Annotated in this window: 25 protein-coding genes and 2 pseudogenes; 3 read left to right on the forward strand and 24 right to left on the reverse strand. The window is 37.8% G+C overall.

Annotation, left to right across the window (positions count from 1 at the left end):
- Window positions 1-112 (forward strand): annotated as a pseudogene (locus tag HMPREF2813_RS09690) (phosphorylcholine transferase LicD); the annotation flags it as partial.
- Between the two features lie 37 nt (window positions 113-149).
- Here the strand turns inward: HMPREF2813_RS09690 and sppA are convergent.
- A complete protein-coding gene (gene sppA, locus HMPREF2813_RS08310; protein WP_048946926.1) occupies window positions 150-1997 on the reverse strand; it encodes a signal peptide peptidase SppA in 1848 nt (615 codons plus the stop codon).
- A gap of 97 nt (window positions 1998-2094) precedes the next feature.
- Here sppA and HMPREF2813_RS08315 point away from each other — a divergent pair, with 97 nt between their 5' ends.
- The gene (locus tag HMPREF2813_RS08315) at window positions 2095-2649 is read left to right on the forward strand and encodes an NAD(P)H nitroreductase (protein WP_048946927.1); all 555 of its coding nucleotides are present in this window, start codon (window positions 2095-2097) and stop codon (window positions 2647-2649) included.
- A 47-nt stretch (window positions 2650-2696) separates the two neighbouring features.
- Here the strand turns inward: HMPREF2813_RS08315 and HMPREF2813_RS08320 are convergent, their stop codons facing one another.
- The 3 genes from HMPREF2813_RS08320 to sstT form a co-directional block, all read right to left on the reverse strand.
- The gene (locus HMPREF2813_RS08320) at window positions 2697-3251 is read right to left on the reverse strand and encodes a TorD/DmsD family molecular chaperone (RefSeq protein ID WP_048946928.1); all 555 of its coding nucleotides are present in this window, start codon (window positions 3249-3251) and stop codon (window positions 2697-2699) included.
- On the reverse strand, window positions 3251-3859 hold the full coding sequence (locus tag HMPREF2813_RS08325) for an NAD(P)H-dependent oxidoreductase (RefSeq protein ID WP_048946929.1): 609 nt from the start codon (window positions 3857-3859) through the stop codon (window positions 3251-3253). The genes HMPREF2813_RS08320 and HMPREF2813_RS08325 overlap by 1 nt, the downstream gene beginning before the upstream one ends.
- 122 nt (window positions 3860-3981) lie before the next feature.
- Window positions 3982-5226 (reverse strand): serine/threonine transporter SstT, encoded by a 1245-nt coding sequence (gene sstT, locus HMPREF2813_RS08330; RefSeq protein ID WP_048946930.1) that lies wholly within the window; start codon window positions 5224-5226, stop codon window positions 3982-3984.
- 284 nt (window positions 5227-5510) lie between these two features.
- Here sstT and HMPREF2813_RS08335 point away from each other — a divergent pair, with 284 nt between their 5' ends.
- Window positions 5511-5951: a LexA family protein gene (locus tag HMPREF2813_RS08335; RefSeq protein ID WP_048946931.1), complete on the forward strand. Its 441-nt coding sequence runs from the start codon at window positions 5511-5513 to the stop codon at window positions 5949-5951.
- A gap of 69 nt (window positions 5952-6020) precedes the next feature.
- Here the strand turns inward: HMPREF2813_RS08335 and aroG are convergent, their stop codons facing one another.
- The 20 genes and pseudogenes from aroG to HMPREF2813_RS08435 form a co-directional block, all read right to left on the reverse strand.
- Window positions 6021-7109, reverse strand: coding sequence for a 3-deoxy-7-phosphoheptulonate synthase AroG (gene aroG / locus HMPREF2813_RS08340; RefSeq protein ID WP_005660260.1), 1089 nt, complete (start codon window positions 7107-7109; stop codon window positions 6021-6023).
- Between the two features lie 218 nt (window positions 7110-7327).
- The gene (lolE, locus tag HMPREF2813_RS08345; RefSeq protein ID WP_048946932.1) at window positions 7328-8578 is read right to left on the reverse strand and encodes a lipoprotein-releasing ABC transporter permease subunit LolE; all 1251 of its coding nucleotides are present in this window, start codon (window positions 8576-8578) and stop codon (window positions 7328-7330) included.
- Entirely contained in the window at window positions 8578-9261 is a 684-nt protein-coding gene (gene lolD, locus HMPREF2813_RS08350; RefSeq protein ID WP_005693575.1) for a lipoprotein-releasing ABC transporter ATP-binding protein LolD, read from the reverse strand. Before lolD ends, lolE begins: the two co-directional genes overlap by 1 nt.
- A gap of 81 nt (window positions 9262-9342) precedes the next feature.
- Window positions 9343-9984, reverse strand: a complete 642-nt coding sequence (gene bioD / locus HMPREF2813_RS08355; protein ID WP_048946933.1) for a dethiobiotin synthase — start codon at window positions 9982-9984, stop codon at window positions 9343-9345.
- Between the two features lie 9 nt (window positions 9985-9993).
- Window positions 9994-10776, reverse strand: coding sequence for a malonyl-ACP O-methyltransferase BioC (gene bioC / locus HMPREF2813_RS08360; RefSeq protein WP_048946934.1), 783 nt, complete (start codon window positions 10774-10776; stop codon window positions 9994-9996).
- Entirely contained in the window at window positions 10764-11411 is a 648-nt protein-coding gene (locus HMPREF2813_RS08365) for a pimeloyl-ACP methyl esterase BioG family protein (protein WP_048946935.1), read from the reverse strand. Before HMPREF2813_RS08365 ends, bioC begins: the two co-directional genes overlap by 13 nt.
- A gap of 9 nt (window positions 11412-11420) precedes the next feature.
- Window positions 11421-12563 carry an 8-amino-7-oxononanoate synthase gene (gene bioF / locus HMPREF2813_RS08370; RefSeq protein ID WP_048946936.1) on the reverse strand — a complete coding sequence of 381 codons (1143 nt, stop codon included), beginning with the start codon at window positions 12561-12563 and terminating at the stop codon, window positions 11421-11423.
- Between the two features lie 8 nt (window positions 12564-12571).
- On the reverse strand, window positions 12572-13861 hold the full coding sequence (bioA, locus tag HMPREF2813_RS08375; protein ID WP_048946943.1) for an adenosylmethionine--8-amino-7-oxononanoate transaminase: 1290 nt from the start codon (window positions 13859-13861) through the stop codon (window positions 12572-12574).
- Between the two features lie 14 nt (window positions 13862-13875).
- Window positions 13876-15057 (reverse strand): lipoprotein-releasing ABC transporter permease subunit, encoded by a 1182-nt coding sequence (locus tag HMPREF2813_RS08380; protein ID WP_048946937.1) that lies wholly within the window; start codon window positions 15055-15057, stop codon window positions 13876-13878.
- Complete coding sequence (locus HMPREF2813_RS08385) at window positions 15057-16004, reverse strand: 2-hydroxyacid dehydrogenase (RefSeq protein WP_048946938.1); 948 nt, start codon at window positions 16002-16004, stop codon at window positions 15057-15059. The genes HMPREF2813_RS08380 and HMPREF2813_RS08385 overlap by 1 nt, the downstream gene beginning before the upstream one ends.
- A 59-nt stretch (window positions 16005-16063) precedes the next feature.
- Window positions 16064-16918 (reverse strand): 3-deoxy-8-phosphooctulonate synthase, encoded by an 855-nt coding sequence (gene kdsA / locus HMPREF2813_RS08390; RefSeq protein ID WP_048946939.1) that lies wholly within the window; start codon window positions 16916-16918, stop codon window positions 16064-16066.
- Between the two features lie 14 nt (window positions 16919-16932).
- Entirely contained in the window at window positions 16933-17736 is an 804-nt protein-coding gene (locus HMPREF2813_RS08395; protein WP_048946940.1) for a SirB1 family protein, read from the reverse strand.
- Entirely contained in the window at window positions 17736-18614 is an 879-nt protein-coding gene (gene prmC, locus HMPREF2813_RS08400) for a peptide chain release factor N(5)-glutamine methyltransferase (protein ID WP_005660236.1), read from the reverse strand. Before prmC ends, HMPREF2813_RS08395 begins: the two co-directional genes overlap by 1 nt.
- On the reverse strand, window positions 18614-19054 hold the full coding sequence (locus tag HMPREF2813_RS08405) for an RDD family protein (protein WP_005660233.1): 441 nt from the start codon (window positions 19052-19054) through the stop codon (window positions 18614-18616). Before HMPREF2813_RS08405 ends, prmC begins: the two co-directional genes overlap by 1 nt.
- Window positions 19055-19111: 57 nt before the next feature.
- Window positions 19112-20194, reverse strand: coding sequence for a peptide chain release factor 1 (gene prfA / locus HMPREF2813_RS08410; protein ID WP_038440253.1), 1083 nt, complete (start codon window positions 20192-20194; stop codon window positions 19112-19114).
- A gap of 109 nt (window positions 20195-20303) precedes the next feature.
- A complete protein-coding gene (locus HMPREF2813_RS10055) occupies window positions 20304-20726 on the reverse strand; it encodes a hypothetical protein (RefSeq protein ID WP_238144798.1) in 423 nt (140 codons plus the stop codon).
- Window positions 20727-20860: 134 nt separating this feature from the next.
- Window positions 20861-22501 carry a mercury(II) reductase gene (gene merA / locus HMPREF2813_RS08420; protein ID WP_048946941.1) on the reverse strand — a complete coding sequence of 547 codons (1641 nt, stop codon included), beginning with the start codon at window positions 22499-22501 and terminating at the stop codon, window positions 20861-20863.
- A gap of 28 nt (window positions 22502-22529) precedes the next feature.
- A pseudogene (gene merR, locus HMPREF2813_RS08425) lies at window positions 22530-22922 on the reverse strand (Hg(II)-responsive transcriptional regulator).
- Window positions 22923-23144: 222 nt separating this feature from the next.
- A complete protein-coding gene (locus HMPREF2813_RS08430) occupies window positions 23145-23681 on the reverse strand; it encodes an elongation factor P hydroxylase (protein ID WP_048946942.1) in 537 nt (178 codons plus the stop codon).
- Between the two features lie 66 nt (window positions 23682-23747).
- Complete coding sequence (locus HMPREF2813_RS08435; RefSeq protein ID WP_032823678.1) at window positions 23748-23876, reverse strand: Com family DNA-binding transcriptional regulator; 129 nt, start codon at window positions 23874-23876, stop codon at window positions 23748-23750.
- Window positions 23877-23950 lie beyond the last annotated feature (74 nt).

Here is a 23950-nt window from a genome sequence, read left to right on the forward strand (position 1 = left end):
AGTAATGAATGGATATCACGAACACTTAACACAATATTATGGAGATTATATGAAGCTTCCACCAGAAGAAGACCAAAAGCCACATCATATTCAAGAAGCGTATATTTTGTAAGCGAAAGGGCAGATTTAATTCTGCCCTTTTTCAATTATTACTTCACTTTTCCACAATTCAAACAATACAAATACTGACCTTTAGGATCATTAAATTTAGTTAATACATTCAATTCTTTTTGTAATTTTTGAATTGGAGCAGGCAAACCAAGCCATTTAACTAACTGCTCTTGCGCCCCTTTTTTAGTATCGCGCAATAAGGTGCTAATTAAACTAACGTTATCATCTGTAAACCATTCCACGCTAAAATCTTGCACGGCAGTATCTTGGCGTTGATTCACTAATTGCTCTGCTTTATTGACCGCTTCATTAAAAGAACCTATCTCATCCACTAAACCATTTTGGAATGCATCACTGCCCAACCAAACCTGCCCTTGAGCCAGTTTATCTACTTGTATTTTAGAAAGCTGGCGACCTTTGCTAACAATTTCTAAAAATCTGTCATAACCGTACTCAATTTCTGTTTGATAAATATCTTGCACGGGTTTTGCTAATGGAGAAAACGCAGATGTATTAGCTAATTCAGTGGTTGAAACACCATCTGCATTCACGCCTATTTTCTTAATACTATTTTCGAAAGTCGGGAACATCGTGAAAATACCGATAGAACCCGTAATTGTATTTGCATCGGCAATAATATAATCTGCAGTGGATGAAATCCAATAACCACCTGATGCTGCCATTGCACCCATAGATACGATGACAGGCTTTCCAATTTTCTGTAAGTTTTCAGTTTCTTGTCGGATAATTTCAGAAGCAAAAGCACTTCCGCCAGGTGAATTAACGCGTAGAATCACGGCTTTCACAGAATTGTCATCGTGGGCTTTACGAAGAATTCGCGCAATGGTGTCGCCACCAGCATTTTCTTCATCACTTTCTCCATCAATAATCGTTCCTTCAACATTCACAACCGCAATTTTATTCGGTACGTTGTAATGTTCTAAACGATCAGGCAGTTGAGTCAAATAATCATCAAATTCGATAAGGTTCGCTTTTCCATCACTTCCTTTGCCAAAAAGTGCGGATAGTTTTTTATCTAAATCCAAACGAGTTACAACATCAGTTACTAATCCACGTTGTTGTGCGTATGCCGTACTATTGCCTTTTAACGCTTTAAGTTCTGCAAGATACTGTTTCGCATTCGGCAAAATGCGATCTTTCTTAATATTACGATTTTCACTGACGGATAAAACATAATTATTCCACATTTCGCCTAACCAACGTTGCATATTTGCTTTTGCCTCAGCCGACATATCGTTGCGTAAAAATGGTTCAACTGCTGATTTATAAGTCCCTACGCGGAAAATATGTGGTGTAACGGCTAATTTGTCGAGCATCTCTTTAAAATACAAATTCTCTTGCGATAAACCGTGAATATCCACGCTTCCAATTGAATTTAAATAAATTTCATCAGCAAAGCTCGCTAAATAATATTGTCCTTGTGAATAATTATCTGCATAGGCGATCACTGGTTTCCCTGCATCTTTAAAGTGACTGATAGCACCACCAATAAAATCTAATGCGGGTAAATCCGCCCCTTCAAAATAATTAAGATCTAGCACTAATCCTTTAATTTTAGGATCATCTTCCGCTTGTTGAATGGCAAATACCACATCAAACGTCGAAATTTTTCGAGGGACGTGCTCGCCATTCAATTCGCTTAAGGCATCTTGCCAACGAAGTGTTTCATCTCGGTTGTCCGCTAAATAACCATCTAAATTGAGCAATAATGCGCCTTCGCTCGTTAATGCAGTAGATTTTTTCCCGCCACTTGAAAAGCTAATAATCGCCACTAGCAATAGTACAAAGCCTAAAAACACAACATTCATGACAAGATCACGAATGAAACACAGTGCTTTCCAACAAAATTTTAATACTCGAAACATACAAATTACCTTTAAAAAATTTGCACTAGCGTATCACAAAGCCTTGTCAAAAACTATGCTATAATCCACCGCACTTTTACTTATAAGGGATAATAAAATGGATGCACTTACACTTTTAACCACAAGAAAATCAAACAAAAAATTAACCGCACCTGCACCTAATGCAGAACAGCTTGAGCGTATTTTCGAAGCAGCAATGCGTGTGCCAGATCACGGAAAATTACATCCTTATCATTTTATTGTAATGGAAAATGAGAGCTTAAATAAATTAGAAACGCTACTTAAAGCTGCCGTTGTAGAATTTGATCTTGGGGAAGAAAAATTGATGAAAGCCGAAAACCTAGCACATCGCGCACCTATGGTTATTGGCGTGGTAGCAAAAATCGATCCAACTATCGCTAAAGTGCCTGGTTGGGAACAAATGTTGAGTGCAGGTTGTGCAACTTATGGATTACAACTGGCTGCACAAGCACAAGGATTTGATAATGTGTGGATTTCAGGGAAATGGGTTAATGGCACTGCATTACGAGAAGCGTTCGGATGTCGTGAACAAGATCGTGTGATTGCGTTAGTCATGATTGGCACGGGCATGGAGAAAGCAGAACGTGAATGCCGAGTTATCGATACAAAAGATTTTGTAACCTATCTATAAAATATTGCTTGCTTTCCTCAATACTTAGAGAAAAGCAAAATATTGCTCTACTCTTCTTCCAATTCATCCGCCATTGTCGCCAATATTTCTCGTGTAAGAAGGGCCAATGCACGATAAAAAGGCAAAGTTGCTTGATTTTCTACTTGAGTTAAAAACTTCGCTGCACAAGGCAGTAAAAAAGTTTCAAAGAATTCTTGTTGAGCCACTAAAGAATCCGAATTATCTTCAAGCCAAGAGGCTGTGAGCAATAATAAAGCAAAATGATCCGCACTTTCCACCTCTGGCATATTGCGTACAAGACGAAAATTCACAAATTCTTCAACATCAATGCCATAAGCTGAAATAGCCGTCATCACTTTCCCATTCGCACCAAATAATTTTTGATACTCTTCGTTCAACAAATTGAGATCGATTTTAACTTGCAAGCTATTCAGTGCTAATTCACTTTCTTTATCAGTATCTAACGCCCAAATTTGGCTCAAGCCTTTTTGTTGTAACCAAACAAATGCGTCAGCGAGTACTTTATCTGTTGGAGAACGATAAAAAAGATTACCGAATAATCGACTAATTAATGAAAAATTATTAATTTGTTTTTCAGACATTACTCTTTTTCCTTTAAAAGTGCGGTCAATTTTGCTTGAGTTTTTTGAGCAGCAAGTTCAATCATCGCCTTACGAGCCTCATCATCAATTAAATGAATATCTCCAAATAATTCAAACTCGACATTTTCAATTCCACAATAATTGAATAATCCATTAATCAAACAATGATTAAGCGATTTATCCACACCAAATTCTTTATATTGATCAACATTACTGCCAATCGTAATAAATTGCTGCATTTGCTTATTTTTGAGCAACCCCACTGATTCGCCGTTTTCCGTTTTATAAGCAAAGCCATGGCTTAATACGCGATCTAAATAGCCTTTCAAAATTGCTGGGAACCCCATCCACCAAAGGGGATAAACCAACGTAATTAAATCTGCTTGAAGAATAAAACCATGCTCTTGCTGAATATCTTCTGGAATAATACCTTTGTTAGCATTCTGCAATTCTTCATGAGATAAAATTGGATTGAAATTCATTTCATAAAGATCACGAAAAAATACATTTACACCATTTTCTTGACTAATTTGCTCAATACGATTGGCAATCGCTCGCCCAAAACTACGCACTGAATTAGGATGAGCAAAAATAATTAAGTGATTCATTTTTCTTACCTATTTGTAGGGAAACAAAACGTGACAGAAGTCTATCAAAATAGAGCGCACTTTGCATATAAAATCACATAAAAAAAAAGCGGGCATAGCCCGCTCTCTTATTTGCATCATCATTATGCTGCGTTTTTACGTTCTTCTTCCATACATACTGCCGCAGTAAATAATACGTCAGTTGATGAGTTTAATGCTGTTTCAGTTGAGTCTTGTAAGATACCAATAATGAAACCAACACCGATCATTTGTGCAGCTACATCATCAGAAATACCAAATAAGCTACATGCTAATGGGATTAATAATAATGAACCGCCCGCTACGCCAGATGCACCACAAGCACAAAGTGCTGCAACAATACTTAATAAAAGCGCACTAACGAAAGAAACTTCTAAGCCCAGTGTATGAACTGCGGCTAAAGTTAAGATAGTAATAGTAATCGCCGCACCCGCCATATTAATGTTCGCACCCAATGGAATAGAAACAGAATAAGTTTCTTCATCAAGATTTAAGCGTTTTGCTAATTCAATGTTCACTGGAATATTTGCTGCAGAACTACGTGTGAAGAATGCAGTTACCCCACTTTCGCGTACACAAGTCCACACTAATGGGTAAGGATTACGACGGATTTTCCAGTAAACCAAAATAGGATTTACAACAAAAGCAGTAAATAACATCGTACCAATTAATACAGCAAGTAATTGCACATAACCGCCTAATGCGACTAAACCTTTATCAGATAAGGTTTCAGCCACTAAACCGAATACACCAAATGGCGCAAAAGAAATAATCACGTGAACAATTTTTGATACGCCTTCTGCAAAATCTGATAACACATTTTTAGTTGCATCAGATGCATGACGTAAAGCCAAACCTAAACCAATAGACCATGCTAATACACCAATAAAGTTTGCTTTGAAAATTGCATTTAATGGATTATCTACCACATTTAAAATTAATGTTAGCAACACTTGACCAACGGCTTGTGGTGCTGAACTTGAATCTTCTTTCGCAGCCAATACCACTTCCGTTGGGAATGCGAAACCAGCAATAACAGCAACAAATGCAGCTAAGAATGTGCCTAAAAGGTAAAGCACAATTATTTCTTTCATATTGCTTTTCGTACCAATTTTACGGTTTGCAAGGGCAGCCATAACAAGAAAGAAAATTAAAATTGGTGCAACGGCACGCAGAGCTTTTACAAAAATCGTACCTAATACGCCAACTTTTTCAGCAAGATTAAAACCCATGGTTTCTTGTAATGGTGCTGAAATCAATGCAACAACAATACCAAGAACCAAGCCAGCGGCAATTCGTTTTACCAAACTACCCTGAAATAACAGACTAAATAGACGTGATGTGTTCATATTTTTATCTTTCTTTTAGTAAATTTAACTTCAGATTGTTACCAATCCACCTAGGGGGAATTAAAGATAGCGTAAAATTTTAATGAAAGAAAATATTTTTATTATTTTTCACTCTAAAAGTGAACTTTTTTCTAAAGTTATTAGATATTCTCTAAAAACATACTTATAAAAAAATTTTTTATTTAACCTATTGACACCCTGTATGAAATATCAGTAAAATTTAACTGTACAAAAAAACAAGGTAAAAGGTTATTTATCCATATTATTTAACAGGAGATAAGAGAATGAACAACCAAACTTTGGCTACACAATATGAAATGGATTTTTCTTATAATCCACTGCCTTTTTTCAGTGATATAGAAGATAACCTTAAATTCAACAAAAAATTAGATTTAAATCTTTACTGTATCAAACGTCCAAAACAAACTTGTTTTATTCATATAACTAACCCAAATATGTTGGCTTGGGGAATTGAAAGCGGCGATATGTTAGTCGTCGAAAAAAATAACGATCTTTATTCTGGTGATCTTGTTGTGCTAGAAGAAAATAACGAATTTCATGTCTATGAATTTATGGTGCATAGCGGCAATTACCTTTTTATGGCATTGGATTCCACTACACCAAATATAAATACAAAAGATTGGTCAAATTTACCTATTGTCGGCACCGTAACCAATACGATTCATCAAATGAAACGTCGCAATAAAATGAAATGGGCAGCGTAGTTAAAAGCAAATAAAAAAGTGCGGTGAAAATCAACCGCACTTCTATCTAGTATCTAGATTATATTTCAATTAATTACTCGTCGCTTTACGTCTAGCAATAACTGCATCAGAAAGTTGTTGCAATAATCTTTCAGAATCTTCCCATCCAATGCACGCATCCGTAATACTTTGTCCATAAGTCTGCGCTTTGCCATCAACTAAATCTTGACGACCTTCCACTAAATGGCTTTCCACCATTACGCCAAAGATTTGTTTAGAACCAAATGCAATCTGATTACATACGTCTTGGCAAACATCCATTTGCTTTTTATATTGTTTACTGCTGTTTGCATGGCTAAAATCAACCATAACGTGTGGAATACGCCCTGTTTTTTCAATATCAGCACAAACTTTTTCTACATCTTCAGCACTATAGTTAGGGCCTTTATCTCCACCTCGTAAAATAATATGGCAATCTTCATTCCCTTTTGTAGAAACAATTGCAGAATGACCAAATTTAGTGACAGATAAGAAATAGTGGGGAGCTTCCGCCGCTCCAATTGCATCTAAAGCGACTTTCACACCACCATTAGTGGCATTTTTAAACCCAACAGCACAAGATAAACCTGAAGCCAACTCACGATGAACTTGTGATTCTGTTGTTCTAGCCCCAATCGCCCCCCAGCTCATAAAATCTGCCAAATACTGAGGTGTAATCATATCTAAAAACTCGCCCGCTGCAGGCACACCAAGATCATTAATATCTGAAAGTAATTTCCGTGCAATACGTAACCCATCATTTAAACGATAAGTATCATTCAAATATGGATCATTAATTAAACCTTTCCAACCCACCGTTGTACGCGGTTTCTCAAAATACACACGCATAATAATTTCAAGGCTATCTTTGTATTTTTCACGTAATGGTTTTAAACGAGTCGCATATTCAATGGCAACTTTCGGATCATGAATAGAACAAGGCCCAATCACGACTAATAAACGATCATCTTTACCATGAATAATATTATGTGCCTCATGACGAGTTTGCTTCACTAACGCCGCAGCATGTTCACTTGCTGGGTATTTTTCTAATAAGGCAATGGGTGGTAACACCTGATCGACTTTTTCAATTCGCGTATCGTCGTTTGCCACGACAATTTCAATTTTCTCTTTAGCCATACATTACTCTCTTGCTTTCAAATGTTGTGTTTAAATTATGTAGCTAATCTACACTTATTTTTATACTAGTAAACTAGTTCGATATGTTTTTTTTAGAATAAAACCTACGAATTCCCTATTAAACTATCTTTACAACTCTCTTGCAAGCTGAATAAAACGAAATAATTAAGTAAATAAAAGATAAAAAAATACCGCACTTTTGTGCTGTACTCTCGAAATTAATGGCTACTTAATACTTGTGCAGGTTGTAATTTAGCAGCTCGGCTTGCTGGATAAAGGCTTGCCATTAAACTCAATGCAAGTGCTGCAACTAAAACCATCAAAACATCCAACCAATGTAACTCGCTTGGCAAGAAATCCACAAAATACACATCGCCCGATAATAATTTCTTACCGATAATCCACTCAATACCTTGAATAAAGATTGTAAGATTTAATGCAAGTATAATGCCTAACACAATTCCAATTAAGCAACCTTTCATTCCTGCCTGTAAGCCATACCAAATAAAAATACGTTTGATAAACGCATTATTCGCCCCAAGTGTACGCATAATTGCTATATCGCCTTGCTTATCTTTTACTGCCATCATCAGTGTAGAAACAATATTAAAACACGCAACACCAATCACAAGCACCATTGCGATATACATTACGGTTCTAATAAGCTGAATATCGCGATACATATAACCAAATTTACTAATCCAATTTTGCATATATAGCATCTGCGGATAATCATTAAGCATTGATAAATCCAGATTTCTCGCAGAAAAAGGATCATCTAATTTCAATTCAACACCTGTAATTTGATCAGGTTGATAAGTCAAAAAGGTTTGTGCTTGAGCAAGCGGCAATAAGGCATAACTATAATCAAGCTGACCATCTAAGCGTAAAATAGCGGTAACTTGCACTGGCTCACGAGTTGGTTGAGCAAATTGTTCATCGCCGTTTTGCTGAGAAATAAGCAAGGTAATCCAATCCCCTACTTTTACATCAAGTTCTTTAGCGATACCCGCTCCCAAGACCAATCCGCCTTCTTTCTCAAATTTGTTCCAACCTTGCTCTTGTACAAAATTGCCAATTGAACTTACCTTATCTTCTGCTTGTTTTTCAACACCTTTGACCTGAACAACTTTCAATTTTGAGCCATTTTCTACCAATGCCGTAAAGCTAACAAAAGGAGCGATTCCTTTAATTTGTGGATTTTGTTGTAGGCGTTTTTCTAAATTTTGCCAATGATGAATGGTGGGATCTTTCGCTTGATGCACAGAAAAAATCTCAATATGTGGCACGACTGCCAAAATCCGTTGATTAAGCTCACGCTCAAAACCATTCATCGCACTTAAACCAACAATTAAAACTGCAACACCCAATGCAATACCAATTACAGAAAATTTTGCAATTAACGCGACTAAAGGATTTTTTTGTTTGCCACGTTGATAACGCCAGCTAATAAAAAACGGCGTATTCATCACGCCCCCTCCTTCAAAAGACCATCTTGCATAACTAAACGGCGTGATAATTTTTCCGCAAGCCCCATATCGTGAGTGACTAATAAAAAAGCGATATTTTGCTCTTGATTAAGTTGTTGAATCAGCTCAAAAATACTTTCAGTGGTCTTGTGATCGAGATTTCCTGTGGGTTCATCCGCTAAAACTAACGATGGATTATTCACTAAAGCACGCGCAATCGCCACACGCTGACGTTCCCCACCAGAAAGCGCAGAAGGACGATGGGTAATTCTATGGCTTAATCCCACCGCACTTAGCATTTTTTCAGCGCGATCTTTCGCTTCAGTTTTATTTTGATGACCAATCAACATCGGCATCATCACATTTTCAAGTGCGGTAAAATCCGCCATTAAATGATGGAATTGGTACACAAATCCTAAATAACGATTACGCAAAGCAGCTAATTCATTAGCCGATGCTTTTTGCAAGGATTGTCCATTAATAAACACTTCCCCACTACTTGGCTGATCAAGTCCCCCTAAAGTATGTAATAAAGTACTTTTCCCTGAACCTGAACTCCCCACAATCGCAACCAACTCTGCAGGTTCCATAGAAAAAGAAACGCCTTTTAACACTTGCGTTTGATTTTCGCCTTCTTGATAAAATTTATTGATATTTTCGCATTTTAATAAATAGTTATTCATTTTTTACTCGTTTTAACCGTACTTTAGCGGCAGATAATCCCATCAAAAACTTGTGCGAGTCTATCACACTTTTCCTTGAGCTTAAGTTTCAATACACCCAAAGTATTCAAATCCTGTTTCAGGAAAATGTTTTTCAAGATAACGTTTTACATAGCGTTGGGTTTCTTGACTAATGATAGGATCGTATTCTGGGTAACCGTTATACATTACGCTTAGCACTGACACACCATGAGAACGACAAGCCTCTAAACTTAATAATGTATGGTTAATACTACCTAATTTTCCCGATGTTACTAAAATCAAAGGGTAATTATTTAACTGGATATAATCCAACGTCGTCTCTTCTTCACAATAAGGTACCATTAAGCCACCAGCACCCTCCAATAGTACATAATCATATTTTTCTGCCAAAAGTGCGGTAGATTTTTCAATGATTTTTGCTTCAATTTTTCTACTTTCTCGCTTTGCAGCTAAATGTGGCGAACAAGGATATTCAAAAACATAAGGGCAGGTTTCGCCTTGTAAATCTTCTTCCGTTAAATCAATCCCTTGAATCTTTCGATGCACAAGTAAATCATCAGCGATATTTTTACAACCTGTTTGAATCATTTTTTGTGTAATCACGGAACAGCCTTGTTCCATCAACTTTTTAGCATAAATGCCTGTGGCAATCGTTTTTCCCACATCAGTATCAATGCCAGATATAAAAATAACCTTGCCCATAAATATTCCTTACTGATTTTCTATGTGAGAATAGCGTGCGATAAAAAATAACGGATGATAAGTCAGGCGCACTTTGTCCGACGGCATACTGAACGCCGACAAGTAATCGCCAATAAATCCATTGAGATTTTTTCTTGTCCAATTTTTTTGGTTCGTGGCTGTTACGCCTGTATATTTAAGGTGTTTGAGTACATCTAATGGCGTATCAAAGTCTAGTATTACCTTAAAATCCTCACACCATAAAAGCTCAAAATCTTTGGCCAACCAAGTCTGCCATTGGGATAAAGTCGGGTAATTTAAGCCTATATTTGTGATCTGGCGGACTTCTTTCAAATTGTCTTCTCCAAAGGTTGCAACCGCCAACAATCCGTTTGTTTTCAAGCCTGTTTTGCAATGGGCGATAAAAGCATCGGGTTGGTGAAACCATTGTACGGCGGATGCGCTCGCGATTAAGTCAAATTGTTGCAAAAAAAGGAAATGTTCGGCATCGCCGCAATGAAAATCAAAGGATTGCGGTAATTTTTCGGTCAGTTTGGCCCGCACATCGCACAAATCATTAAATAACCAATAATCCGCTGAAATCTGTTTTTGCAGCAAGGCACTCAACATTCCCGAACCGCAGCCCAATTCCAACACGTTCTCTAATGGCATATCCGGTAAATAATCTTGCAGATGCGCCATTAAATTAATCGCCATTTTCTGTTGGATTAAGGCGTGCCGGTCATAATCGTTTAATGCTTTTTGGAAAGCCTGCCGAATGCGCGATTTATTTATAGAAGTCAGTGATTCCATAGTGCCGACCAATGGGTGAATCTTGAAAACAGGTAATGCCCGCCGTCTGTTTCTTGAACCGTGCAGCGCGGTGTCCAATACCGGTATTGGTTGGCGGGCATAAAAATTTTATCCTGCGAACCGATTAAGGCATTTGTCCAACGGATCAAATCTGTGCACCTATCTTGCCCGATTATCGCAAAAAGTGCGGTAAGTTCTTGATGAATTTCGTCAAACGGACGGGCGGGAAATAGTTGGTAACGTTCAAAAGATGCTTTATCGCCACAGATTCTGCGTTCAAATTTTAAACGGGTATTTTCTGTGAGATTGTCCAGTGTCGCTTTAAAAATAGTGTCAGGAATGCCAAAATTGTCATCACAGGGCAAACCTGTGCCATTCACTGCCGTTGCGGATTTTAATCTTATTCCTTGCAATGCCCTCTCTGCCGCCCAAACGCCCATAGACCACGCCACCAAACGGATGTGCCGATAGGCGGAAAAATCAAAATCCAAATTTAAATCTTGATAATCATAGCAAATCAATAAATCGTGATTTTCCGGCAAAATCAGATGATTTACAGCATCGGGCGGCGTTCCCCAACCTGCAAAATACAGGATTAAATGTTCGCCTTGGTGATCGTAAAATTTCGTTTTCATATCATACACTTATAAATGCACCGCAAACTGCCGCACTTCATCCGCCGTCATATCGGCGGTTAGAGACAGGCGGATTCTGGATGTGTTTTTGGGTACTGTCGGCGGTCTGATTGGCAAACAATAATAACCCTGCCCTTGCAGATATTCCGCTTTGGCAAGGGTGGCTTCATTCCCGCCTAAAATATAGGGGACGATGCAGGTTTGGCTCGGCATTATTTGCGTTCTATGCTCCACTTCTTGGCGTAAAAATGCACTTAACCGCTCAAGATGCGTTCTTTCTTTTGAAAGTTGTGGTAATCGTTCAAAAATAAAATGAGTCCACGCCACATTAAAGGGCGGAAGTGCGGTTGAAAAAATCAATGGACGCATTTGATTAATCAAACATTCTTTTAATATTTGATCACAGACGACATAAGCCCCCATTGAAGCTAAGGCCTTGCCAAAAGTGCCAACCAATAAATCAATTTCGGCAATCAGATTATCCCGTTCGGCAATGCCCAATCCGTTTTGCCCATAAACACCGATGGCGTGGGCTTCATCCACATAAAGATAGGTATTGGGAAATTGTTTTTTTAATTGAACAAGCTGTTTCAAATCCGCCACGTCGCCGTCCATACTGAAAACAGATTCGGTAACGATAAAAGTGCGGTCAAATTTTCCAGCATTTTTTTCGAGCAGACTCTTTAGATGTTCATAATCATTATGACGATAACGAAAGAACTCACATTGGCTTAAACGAATGCCATCAATCATGCTGGCATGCACTAATTTATCTGCCAAAATCAAACTTTTCGTCGTCGTCAAAGCAGGCAAAATGCCGATATTGGCGTGATAGCCGCTGTTGAACAATAACGCGCTTTCCCGTTGGAAACGTTGTGCGACAAACTCTTCCAAATCGGTATAAATAGGAAAATTTCCCGTTAATAAACGAGACGAAGAACTGGTAAAAGAAGGGAAATTATCGCCATATTGCTGTAAAAAAGACTGGCGCAAGTTTTCATTTGATGCCAAACCTAAATAATCATTAGATGACATATTCAGCATTTTGCGATTTTCTCGCATAATATATCGTCCTTGATGAACTAAGTCTGGAATTGAACGATATTGATTTTGTGTGCTAAGCTGTTCCAGTTGCTGTTTGAAAGCATCCATTTTTCATCCTAATGTTCATATTCCTGAATTAAAGCCAGAATCATGCCTTCCGTTAATTTCTGAAGTTCATCATCTTTAATCACAAATGGTGGCATAACATAAACCAATTTTCCGAAAGGTCTAATCCAAACACCTTGTTCCACAAAACGTGGGACTAAAGTTTTCATATTTACCGCACTTTTCATTTCAACCACCCCAATCGCCCCTAATACGCGAACTTCTTTGACGTAATCTTTTTCAGCTAAAGGCGAAAGCTGTTGTTTTAAGGAATGCTCAATTCTCTGAATATTTTGCTGCCAAGGGCTTTCCAACAATAAACGGATAGACTCCGCTGCAATTGCGCAAGCCAACGGATTTGCCATAAAAGTGGGCCCGTGCATAAAGCATTTAGCCTCACCGCTACAAATAATTTGCGCAATTTCTGTGGTCGTAATGGTTGCCGATAAAGTTAAATAACCACCCGTTAATGCTTTACCGATACACATAATATCTGGCGAAATGCCTGCGTGTTCAGCTGCAAATAATTTCCCTGTACGGCCAAATCCCGTGGCGATTTCATCAAAGATCAGCAATACACCATATTGTTTACAAAGCGCTTGCGCTTTCACTAAATAAGTTGGCGAATAAAAATACATACCGCCCGCACCTTGCACAACAGGTTCTAAAATCAGTGCGGCGATTTCATTACCTTTTCGTTCAAGTAAATCTGCTAAAGGTTCAATGGCACAATCATTCCAAGATTCATTAAATGGAATGTTGGGTTGAGGAAGAAAATATTGTACAGGCAGGCTATGATGAAATAAATGATGCATCCCCGTGGTTGGATCACACACTGACATCGCATTCCAAGTATCGCCGTGATAACCAGAACGAATAGTGGCAAATTTTTGTCGTTGCACTTCTCCTTTAGCGTGCTGATATTGAATAGCCATTTTCATCGCTACTTCCACTGCAACAGAACCACTATCAGCAAAAAAGATCTTATCTAATCCATTGGGCAAAATTTGTACCAATAATTGAGCTAATTCCACCGCAGGGTCATGGGTAAATCCGCCAAACATAATATGGCTCATTTTTGCTAATTGATTCTGTGCCGCCGCATTTAAACGAGGATGATTATAACCATGCAACGCCGCCCACCAAGAGGACATACCATCAATCAAACGACGACCATCTTTTAAAGTTATCATCACGCCATCAGCACGTTCCACCGCATAAAGCGGCATATCAGAAGAAACTGAAGAATAAGGATGCCAAATATGTTGTGTATCAAAAGCTAAAAGTGATTGTTCATCCATCATTTATTTACCATTTACTCGTATCTCAAAGCTGCTGCAGGTTCTACTTTCGCAGCTCGATAAGCAGGATAAAGGGTTGAAAGCAAGGAAAGTAACAGCGAAAATCCAATGACAAAAATCATTTGAACAAAGGATAATTCTGTCGGTAAAAAAACACCTTGTGGATTTACCGCACTTACAATGTCCGTTAAATTCAACGTAGCTAAAACACCTAAAATAGCACCGAGTAATGTGCCAACAAATCCCACCAGTAATCCTTGATAAATGAACACCGAACGAACTTGGGATTTTGTTAAGCCTTGAGTTTGCAAAATCGCAATTTCCCCTTGTTTATCCACCACCATCAAACTTAAAGAGGTGACAATATTGGAAATCGCCACGACAATAATCAAACTAATCAGCAAACCCATCATATTTTTTTCCATTCTCACTGCTTGGAAAAATTCTCCTTTTTGCACACGCCAATCTGTGATTTTTTGTGTCGGGAAATGTTGTGGGAGTTCTGTAATTTGGAATGGATCATTCAGAAATAAACGATAGCCCTGTGCTTGCTGAGGTTGAATACGCATTAAGCGACCAATATCTGTAATATTAGCAAAGGCTTCGTAACCAGATGCTTCGCCATAATCATAATAAATATCGCTAACAGTAAATAAACGCTGCGTTGGCACCCGACCAAATGGTGTATATTGGCTATTTTCCGTAATCATCAAACGGATTTTATCCCCAATATTCACGCCCAGTTTTTGCACCAGTTGATCGCCAATGACCAGTTTAAACTCCCCACTAGGCAAAATTTCATTAAATTTAGTCTGATCAAAAGATTCAACCAAAGGATCATCAGAAAATGATTGAATACCTATAATTTGTCCTGCACTTACGCCTTTTGCCGTTTGATAAATCACATTTGTTGTATTGATCGGCACGGCTTTTTGGACAAAGTGTGGTAAATTTTCTAGCGTTTTTTCTGTAGAAATAGGCTGCTCTTCGCTCACAATCGCATGAGGAATAGAAGATAGCACCTGTTGTTTTTGGTAACCTTCTAATCCATTCATCACCGAAAGCACGATGATCAATGCCATCACACCTAGCACAATCCCCAGGCTTGCAAGATTAGTTACTAATCGCCCAAAACGATCCGCACTTTTTGCACGCCAATAACGTAGTGCAATATAAAGAGAAATAGGGAAATTCATTATTTTTGATTTAATTGTTGTACAAATTCTTCGATGTTTTGCATTACTTTGCCAACTAATGTTGTCACTGCACTATCACTCGCCCAAGCAATATGTGGTGTGATAATTAAATTAGGCATCGTTTTTGCAGCTAAAATTAACGGATTATCTTTTTCTGGTGGCTCTTTTACCATTACATCCAAAGCCGCTCCGCCTAAATGCCCTGTTTTTAACGCATCAACTAAGGCAAGTTCATCAATCAAAGGCCCACGCCCTGTATTAATCAAAAATGCACCTTTTTTCATTTTGGATAAGGTTTCTGCATTAATTAAATTCTTTGTTGTTTCCGTTAATGGGCAATGCAACGTCACAATATCCGCTTGTTTTAATACTTCATCAAAGGGCGTATAACCTTCACGGCAAACAGTAGCATCTTTATGTTCTGCATAAAGCACTTTCATTCCCACGGCATTAGCTAAACGCCCCACTTCTGTTCCTAGACAACCTTTACCAAATACGCCCAACGTTGAACCGCGCACATCTGTAATTGGATAATCAAAATAACAAAATTGTTTACTTTCCGCCCATTTTGCTTCCGTTTGATCACGTAACCAACCTGCCAAACTGTGTTTTAAAGAAAAAATCAGACCGATTACGTGTTCTGGCACGGTTGTACTGGAATAACCTGTCACATTACGCACGGCGATGCCCATTTCTTCTGCAGCCACAAGATCAACATTATTTGTACCTGTTGCAGTAATCGCAATCAGCTTTAATTTTGGCAGTTGTTGCAAAGTTTCACGATCAAAAATCACTTTACTGGTAATAACAATGTCCGCATCCTTCGCTCGCTCAATGGTTTCGGCAGAAGACGTATGATCATATTCAGTCCAAGTATGTTCAAAACTTGGGCGAGGAATTGAAATATGTTTAGGAATAGCCGTGCTATCTAAAAATACGATTTTCATTAATTGCTCCTTTTTTATATACAAAGTGCGGTCAAAATTAACCGCACTTTTGATGAAATTTAAATTGAGGTATCCAATTCTGGAAAAGATTTTACTAAATCATCGATGGCTTTCATTTGGGAAACAAAGCCTTCAAGCACAGAAAGTGGCAATGCAGAAGGGCCATCACATTTTGCTTGATTTGGATTTGGATGTGCTTCTAAGAATAAACCTGCAATGCCTACTGCTAAACCTGAACGCGCTAATTCGGTTACTTGCGCACGACGACCACTCGATGCCGCCCCAAATGGATCACGGCATTGAAGTGAATGGGTTACATCAAAAATAACAGGGCTACCCTTAGAGGCTTTTTTCATTACACTAAAGCCAAGCATATCCACAATTAAATTATCGTAACCAAAATTTGTTCCACGATCACAAAGAATGATTTTATCGTTACCACATTCTTCGATTTTTTCCACAATATTACCCATTTGACTTGGGCTTAAAAATTGTGGTTTTTTCACATTAATCACTGCGCCTGTTTTTGCCATCGCTTCAACGAGATCTGTTTGACGCGCCAAAAAGGCGGGAAGTTGAATAATATCGACAACATCAGCAACAGGCTGACATTGATAGATTTCGTGTACATCGGTAATAATTTTTACACCAAAGGTATCTTTCAATTCTTGGAAAATTTTTAAGCCTTCTTCCATGCCAGGTCCACGGTAAGAATGAATAGATGAACGATTCGCTTTGTCAAAAGACGCTTTAAACACATAAGGCACGCCAAGTTTCTCTGTCACTTTCACATAAGCTTCGCACACTTGCATTGCCATATCACGACTTTCCAGCACGTTCATTCCGCCAAAAAGCACGAAAGGTTTGTCGTTTGCAACATCAATATTGCCAATTTTTACAATTTTATTTTGCATAAATTTTCCTTAAATCAATGGAGGGGAAAAGTATCTTTATTAATCTCGCCTTTAAGTTCTAAAAGTTGTGTGCGGATAAACGCCGCCGTTGGATCTTTTGGACAATGTTCCACAAAAAATTCTAAATCTTTCAATGCTGAAGGATAAGCCCCCATTTGAGCTAAAACCAAACCGCGATCACGGACATGATAAGGATCTTCATCATTGCCAATCAATAAATTCTCAATATAACGGTATGCCATATCATTATGTTCTTCACGAATTAGTGCATTTTTCGCCAGTTGCTCAAAGCGAGAATAAAGTAAAGAAAGATCGGCTCTATCAAGTTCTTCGGGTTGAATTTTCGCCCCAAACCCAAATGCACCTTCATAAAGTTGCTGCAATTTTTCTTGTGAGATATAAGTGCCATCCCAAGGATCAATAAAAGCCACTTCATCTCTTACTTCAGCACGTAAAATGAGCTGCGTTGGGAAATTGACTGGGTAAATAGGTAAATCTAATACGTCAGCTAAATAAAGCACTATCGCCCCAAGCGTCACTGGCATACCTTGACAGTTTTGAAACACATAAGGCAAATATAAATTGCGAGCATAAAAATAATCTTCTGGATCGCAATGAAATCCCCAATCACCATAAAATAGCTGTAATAACTGATGAATTTGCTCTTCTTTTGGCCAATCTGGCGAAATTTCTTTACGTGCTTTACGCACAAGCCCACCCATTTTTCCCCGAAGTTGTGCTTCTAAACTGCCATCATCAGAGATAACAAGATAAAAATGCACAAATTTATCGTATAACGCACGTTGATAATATTTCATTACTTCTTCCAAAAACCTAAAGTGACGCGTTCATTGTCGCCATAATCGCGTACAGTTTCAACAATTTCCCAATGATTTTCGAGGAAAATTGACCGCACTTTTTCGCCTTGTTGCCATCCGTGTTCAAGCAATAATGCACCATTAGAATTCAAATAATTCGGTGCTGACTCAATAATATAACGTAAATCAGCATAACCAGCATCATTCGCCACTAATGCGGAAAGCGGTTCAAAACGCACATCGCCTTGACGTAAATGTTCATCTTGAGCATCAATATAAGGTGGATTGCTGGCAATAAGATCAAATTGCCCTGTTATATTTTCAAACCAACGGCTCTGCAAAAATTCTACATTTAGCTGATTTCTTTCCGCATTAGATTGGGCTAACGCCACAACATCGGGCATAAGATCAACACCAATTATTTCTAATGAAATTTGTCGTTTTTGACAAATAGAGGAAAGCTCCGAGGCTAATGCTAACGCGATAGCGCCTGTGCCTGTGCCGAGATCAAGAATACGAAAGTGCGGTGGATTTTCTTCCAATTTTACTAACGCAATTTGTAATGCTTTTTCCACTAAAATTTCGGTATCTGGTCTTGGAATCAATGTACCTTTTGAGACATTTAATGGCAATGACCAAAATTCTTTTTCGCCAAGAATATAAGCAATAGGTTCTCCGTTTAAACGGCGATCTAAAAGTGCGGTCAATTTTAACCGCACTTTTTCATCAATCTCAGTATCATCAAAAGCAAGGATTTGCGTACGCGGTTTGCCAGTAGCATATTGAAGAAGCACAAGCGCATCAATTTTACTATTTTCAGAGGGATTTTTTTGAGCTAAATCCGCCTTCGCTTGTGCCAGCCATTCTTTATAATTCATTAATTTTCGTCTTTTAACACAATCGTGCCAGCCACTAAATCAGTTAAAGAACGGCGGTCATCTCGCACAAGTGCAACAATACCGCTAATAATCAATAAGAAACTTGTCCATGCTAACAAAATATCAATAATCTCACGACCGATGTATTTACCAAATTCAACGGGTTGATTGGTATGATAATTAAATACACGCAAACCTAACCAGCGTTTTGCCATTGTTTGACCATAGGTTTTCATAAAATATAACTGAAAACCTATATATACCATCGTCCCTAATACACCAGCAAAATCTCCTAAGGCAAAACCGATACCAACCATCAGCGAAAGCACAAGCCCATTAATTATACTGGCAAGCCAACGTTTAAAACGGCTTGCTTGAACAGGTTTAGATGGCTGGAAAGCAGAAGAAAATTCAGCATCTTTTTGATTTTCAATAATCATTTTATTTTCCTTTAAAGTTAAAGGGGGCATCTGAGACCAGACTCCCCCTATCATTCATTAATTCTGTTCAGATAATGCCGCCAACTGATCCGCTTGATATTCGGTAATAATCGGCTGAATCAATTCATCAATTTTACCATTCATTACTTCATCTAAACGGTAAATAGTGAGATTAATACGATGATCAGTCACTCGACCTTGCGGATAATTATATGTACGAATTTTATCAGAACGATCGCCCGAACCTAATAAGTTACGGCGCATATCTGTTTGTTCTGCGGCTTGGCGTTCTTGCTCTGCTTGAACAATACGTGACGCTAATACCGACATTGCTTTCGCTTTATTTTTGTGCTGTGAACGCTCATCCTGACATTCCACCACAATACCTGTTGGAATGTGTGTAATACGCACTGCTGAATCCGTTGTATTTACGTGCTGACCACCAGCGCCTGATGAGCGATAAGTATCAATACGCAAATCCGCAGGATTAATTTCTGGCATTTCAGATTCCGGCAATTCTGGCATTACCGCAACGGTACAAGCAGAAGTGTGGATACGCCCTTGCGATTCAGTTTTTGGTACGCGTTGCACACGATGACCGCCAGACTCAAACTTCAACTGACCATACACGCCTTCTCCACTTACTTTTACGATCACTTCTTTATAGCCGCCTTGCTCACTTTCGTTAGCACTTAGCATTTCTACACGCCAGCGTTTACTTTCCGCATAACGGCTATACATACGGAATAAATCTCCCGCAAAAATGCCTGCTTCATCGCCGCCTGTTCCCGCACGAATTTCTAAATAGCAGTTATATTCATCATTAGGATCTTTCGGCAATAAAAGAATTTGAAGTTGTTGTTCCACTTCTTCAATTTCCGCTTTGGATTCTTCGATTTCCATTTGCGCCATTTCTTTCATTTCAGGATCGTCGAGCAATATTTCAGCCTCTTCAATATTTTGATTTAATTGCGTCCAACGATTAAAACATTTCACCACTTCTTCAAGTTGAGAATATTCTTTAGAATACGCACGGAATTTATCCTGATCACTAATTACAGAAACATCGCCCAATAAGGCTTCTAGCTCTTCATAACGTTCTTTTAAACTTTCTAATTTTGCAATAATGGAATCTTTCATCATTTATAAGTCACCGAAAATAAAATCGGCGTATTCTAGCCGATTTTAGGGAAAATTGACAGTGAAAAGGAAATTAAGAATCTCAGACGCTTTATTTGTGATTTACCCACTATTTATTGATGTCTTGTTTTTGATTGAGATCACGATATTTATCACACCCTTCTTGACTGCGTAAATCGCAAGCATCGCCAAAGTATTTTTTTGCTTTGGATTTATCTTTTTCCAACTCGCCTAGCTTAATTAATACTTTCGGATCTTTACTTAACACCAATTCTTCTTTAATCGCTTCGATTTTTTCTTGAAGATCAGGTTGTTTTGGCAAATTATCCCGACTAAGAATATTCAGTTTTAAATCAGTTATATCGTTAATTTTTTTCTCTTTTTTACAATCCAGATGAAGATTACATTTATTAATCAATTCCTCAACCATTTTTTCATTTTTTGACGTGCCTAATCCCAATAAATAAAGCGTAGCTAAATTTTGGTAAATATCAATGCTAAGATGCTCAGAAAAATCAAATGTTACAAACACATCATCCGAATTATTGATGTTAATACTCCTATAAGTTTCACTGTACCAATTATTTTTGTGACCACAAATGCACTTAGAAAATCCCTTAAAGCATTAGCTGGTTCACTTGAATAGGGAGTTGTAAAAAAGTTCCCTTAGCCTGCACAACAAGATAATTTCGAAATATCTTTATCGAACGTAAGTGCAACTAATTTTAGCCCTTCAGCCATTGTTAAATATGGTGCTAGGGTTTCTGTTAAATCTTCTATCGTTAAGCCAAATTTAACAGCTAATGATGCTGCATAGATGACATCTCCTGCATTTTCAGATACAATATGAACCCCTAATACTTTTAGTGTTTCTGCATCTGCTACTAGTTTAAATACACCGGTTGTTTCACGGTTTACAATTGCTCTTGGAACAGCATCTAAAGGTAATACAGATGTCTTCACATCATACCCTTTCTCTTTTGCTTGTTCTTCTGTTAAACCAACTGTTGCAACCGTCGGATTCGTAAACGTAACAGCAGGAACTACCGATAAATCTATTTTTTTGTTTAATCCACCAATAGCATTATCAGTAATAATTCCACCTTCATAGGCTGCTACATATACAAATTGTGGTCCTAAAGTCACATCTCCTGCTGCATAAATCTTTTCATTACTTGTTTGACCAAAATCATTGATCAGGATTTCATTATTTTTTCCAGTTTCAACACCTGCTGCACTTAAATTTAAAGAATCCGTATTTGGTTTTCTTCCAGTGGCAACAAGTAACTGATCTGATTCAATGACTTCTCTACTGCCATTTACTGTTACGTAAACCCTTTTTATCTCTCCACTTTGTTCAACACGCTCAAAAGTTGCCCCTTTGACAAGGTTTATACCCTGTTCAATTAACGCTTTTTCAACTGACTCTGAAATCTCAGGATCATACTCCTTTAAAAGTCGCTCACTTCTTTGCATAAGCGTTATTTCTGAACCTAAATGATGAAATAGTTGTCCAAGCTCCATTCCAATGTATCCTGAACCAATTACAGTTAATCGTTTTGGTATTTTCTTTAACTCAAGAAGTGTTGTACTAGTTAAATAGTCCATTTTTTCAAGTCCTGAAATTTGGGGCAACGAAGGCGATGCACCTGTTGCAATTAAAAAGCGTTTTGCAGATAACTTTGCCCCATTGACCTCAACCGTACTAGCATCAACGAATTTTGCTTCACCTTTAATTAAATCAAAATTATATTCATCAATTAAATCCATATATTTTTGATTCCGAAGTTCGCTCACCAATTTATCCTTTTGCGTGATTAAACTAGCTAAATCCACTTCTCCAGCGGATGTTTGTAAACCTATAAACGGATTGTCTTTTGATAAATGATTGATTTCCCCTGCCCTAAGAAGAGTTTTTGACGGAACACAGCCAATATTCACACAGGTTCCCCCAACCGTTCCACGCTCAATCATTCCAACTTTTGCACCGTATTCTATAGCTTTAATTGCCGAAGAAAAGGCAGCAGCACCAGAACCAATAATAAGAAGGTCATAATTGTCTTCATTAATTAACGCCACGTTTTCTAGTGATGATACTTCTTCAATTTCTCCGGCTTGGTAATTTGCTTCATCAATCGCCTTTATTGCACTTTCAACCTCAATATCATCGGGCAGTTCAAATACTGCTTCACCAAGACGATAACTAGACTCAATATTTTTAGCACCTATCTTTTCAAGTGCTGATTCCACGTGTTTTTCACAACCCGTACAAGTCATTCCTGAAATGTTTACCTTAAATTTATTCATAAAAAAGCTCCTTTCGTTAATTAATCTCTCATGTTAATGTTTCTATTATTGGACACGCATGTAATTGCTTTTCATCTGAACATCGTTGTTTTAAGTCGTCTAACATAGTTTCAATTCGTTTTAAATCTTCTATTTGTTTTTGCACTTCCTTTTGTTTTTTAGAAACAAATTCGAACATATCTTGACAACGAACTTCATCTTTATCTACAACACCAAGTAATTTATAAATCTCGCTTAAAGAGAAACCAAGTTCCTGTATTCGTTTAATAAACCCAACACGCTTAACGTCATCATATGAATATATCCGATAACCAGCTTCCGTTCGGTGAGGTTCTTGTAATAAATTTTTTCACTCGTAATATCTGATCGTTTCTTTATTAACTCCACATTTATCTGCAAACTCACTAATGCGATAAATCATCTTATTTCACCCCCTGAATATTATAAACCATGTACCATAGTACACGGTCAAGTGAATTGGACTATTTTATTTTTTTCCCAAAGTATCACTCGTATGTGATTGATACTTTTATATAATACTATTGATTATCCTAACATCCCACCAGAAAATCCAATTTAAACACCAGTTGTTTTTAAACTATTAAGAAAGTAATTCCATTATATATTCCGAAGACCCATAATTTTAAATGCGTGCCACATCAAATTTACTTAAATCAATACGATCTTCTGTGTCATAAAAAATAGCAAGAGCATGGCGTAACGTTTCCGCTCGTTTTGGTAAACCTTTTTCCGCGTAGATTTTCACTTGTTCATACACGGCTTGTTTAAAAGGCTGTGTATCGCCCGGGTTGCCATTCAAATTATCCGCACTGACAAAATAACGAAAACCAGCCGCAGTCGCCAAAATCCACTCTAATGCTTGCGGTTTCACTTCAACTTTTTCAAAATCACGCTGACGTTCTTCTGAACGTCCATCTGGCTCATACCAATAACCAAAATCTTCTAGTTTACGGCGTTCTTTGCCTGCTACTAACCAATGGGCAATTTCGTGCAATGCACTGCTGTAAAAGCCTCGCGCAAAATAAATCGCGTTATAAGGCACTTCATCATTTGCGGGTAAATAAATGGGTTCGTCACCGCCTTTAACTAAGCGAGTATTGTATTCTTCTTCAAAACATTGATTAAAAATTGCAATAATATCTTCTAATTTATGTTCCATAATATCGACTCCTAAAAAACCGCGAGATTATATCACCAGAGACTCATTTGTTCTTGTTTATTTTCTTCAGGTAAATTGACATGTAGTATTAACGGTTTTGCAACGAGGGCATTTGATTTCTAAATAACCAACTATCCCCACTTTCGCCAATAATTTGTTACAAAATGTGCAACGGATTGCTTTAATTGACTGCATATATTTCTCCTAATCAAAAGATTTGTTACAATCCAAAGTGCGGTCAATTTTCAGAATCTTTTCTTAATCGCAGC

This window comes from Haemophilus sp. HMSC066A11 (assembly GCF_001811665.1).
GTDB classification, from domain to species: domain Bacteria; phylum Pseudomonadota; class Gammaproteobacteria; order Enterobacterales; family Pasteurellaceae; genus Haemophilus; species Haemophilus influenzae.

What these genes read in the sequence shown, in the direction of transcription:
- prmC (WP_005660236.1), bottom strand. Translation starts at nt 18,614, where the DNA reads ATGAATTATAAAGAATGGCTGGCACAAGCGAAGGCGGATTTAGCTCAA.
- HMPREF2813_RS08325 (WP_048946929.1), bottom strand. Translation starts at nt 3,859, where the DNA reads ATGAATCACTTAATTATTTTTGCTCATCCTAATTCAGTGCGTAGTTTT.
- HMPREF2813_RS08315 (WP_048946927.1), top strand. Translation starts at nt 2,095, where the DNA reads ATGGATGCACTTACACTTTTAACCACAAGAAAATCAAACAAAAAATTA.
- HMPREF2813_RS08435 (WP_032823678.1), bottom strand. Translation starts at nt 23,876, where the DNA reads ATGCAGTCAATTAAAGCAATCCGTTGCACATTTTGTAACAAATTATTG.
- aroG (WP_005660260.1), bottom strand. Translation starts at nt 7,109, where the DNA reads ATGGCTAAAGAGAAAATTGAAATTGTCGTGGCAAACGACGATACGCGA.
- HMPREF2813_RS08395 (WP_048946940.1), bottom strand. Translation starts at nt 17,736, where the DNA reads ATGAAATATTATCAACGTGCGTTATACGATAAATTTGTGCATTTTTAT.
- merA (WP_048946941.1), bottom strand. Translation starts at nt 22,501, where the DNA reads ATGAATAAATTTAAGGTAAACATTTCAGGAATGACTTGTACGGGTTGT.
- HMPREF2813_RS08430 (WP_048946942.1), bottom strand. Translation starts at nt 23,681, where the DNA reads ATGGAACATAAATTAGAAGATATTATTGCAATTTTTAATCAATGTTTT.
- HMPREF2813_RS08335 (WP_048946931.1), top strand. Translation starts at nt 5,511, where the DNA reads ATGAACAACCAAACTTTGGCTACACAATATGAAATGGATTTTTCTTAT.
- lolE (WP_048946932.1), bottom strand. Translation starts at nt 8,578, where the DNA reads ATGAATACGCCGTTTTTTATTAGCTGGCGTTATCAACGTGGCAAACAA.
- sstT (WP_048946930.1), bottom strand. Translation starts at nt 5,226, where the DNA reads ATGAACACATCACGTCTATTTAGTCTGTTATTTCAGGGTAGTTTGGTA.
- bioF (WP_048946936.1), bottom strand. Translation starts at nt 12,563, where the DNA reads ATGGATGCTTTCAAACAGCAACTGGAACAGCTTAGCACACAAAATCAA.
- kdsA (WP_048946939.1), bottom strand. Translation starts at nt 16,918, where the DNA reads ATGCAAAATAAAATTGTAAAAATTGGCAATATTGATGTTGCAAACGAC.
- lolD (WP_005693575.1), bottom strand. Translation starts at nt 9,261, where the DNA reads ATGAATAACTATTTATTAAAATGCGAAAATATCAATAAATTTTATCAA.
- HMPREF2813_RS08365 (WP_048946935.1), bottom strand. Translation starts at nt 11,411, where the DNA reads ATGAAAACGAAATTTTACGATCACCAAGGCGAACATTTAATCCTGTAT.
- bioC (WP_048946934.1), bottom strand. Translation starts at nt 10,776, where the DNA reads ATGGAATCACTGACTTCTATAAATAAATCGCGCATTCGGCAGGCTTTC.
- sppA (WP_048946926.1), bottom strand. Translation starts at nt 1,997, where the DNA reads ATGTTTCGAGTATTAAAATTTTGTTGGAAAGCACTGTGTTTCATTCGT.
- HMPREF2813_RS08320 (WP_048946928.1), bottom strand. Translation starts at nt 3,251, where the DNA reads ATGTCTGAAAAACAAATTAATAATTTTTCATTAATTAGTCGATTATTC.
- HMPREF2813_RS08405 (WP_005660233.1), bottom strand. Translation starts at nt 19,054, where the DNA reads ATGATTATTGAAAATCAAAAAGATGCTGAATTTTCTTCTGCTTTCCAG.
- bioD (WP_048946933.1), bottom strand. Translation starts at nt 9,984, where the DNA reads ATGGGCAAGGTTATTTTTATATCTGGCATTGATACTGATGTGGGAAAA.
- prfA (WP_038440253.1), bottom strand. Translation starts at nt 20,194, where the DNA reads ATGAAAGATTCCATTATTGCAAAATTAGAAAGTTTAAAAGAACGTTAT.
- bioA (WP_048946943.1), bottom strand. Translation starts at nt 13,861, where the DNA reads ATGGATGAACAATCACTTTTAGCTTTTGATACACAACATATTTGGCAT.
- HMPREF2813_RS08385 (WP_048946938.1), bottom strand. Translation starts at nt 16,004, where the DNA reads ATGAAAATCGTATTTTTAGATAGCACGGCTATTCCTAAACATATTTCA.
- HMPREF2813_RS08380 (WP_048946937.1), bottom strand. Translation starts at nt 15,057, where the DNA reads ATGAATTTCCCTATTTCTCTTTATATTGCACTACGTTATTGGCGTGCA.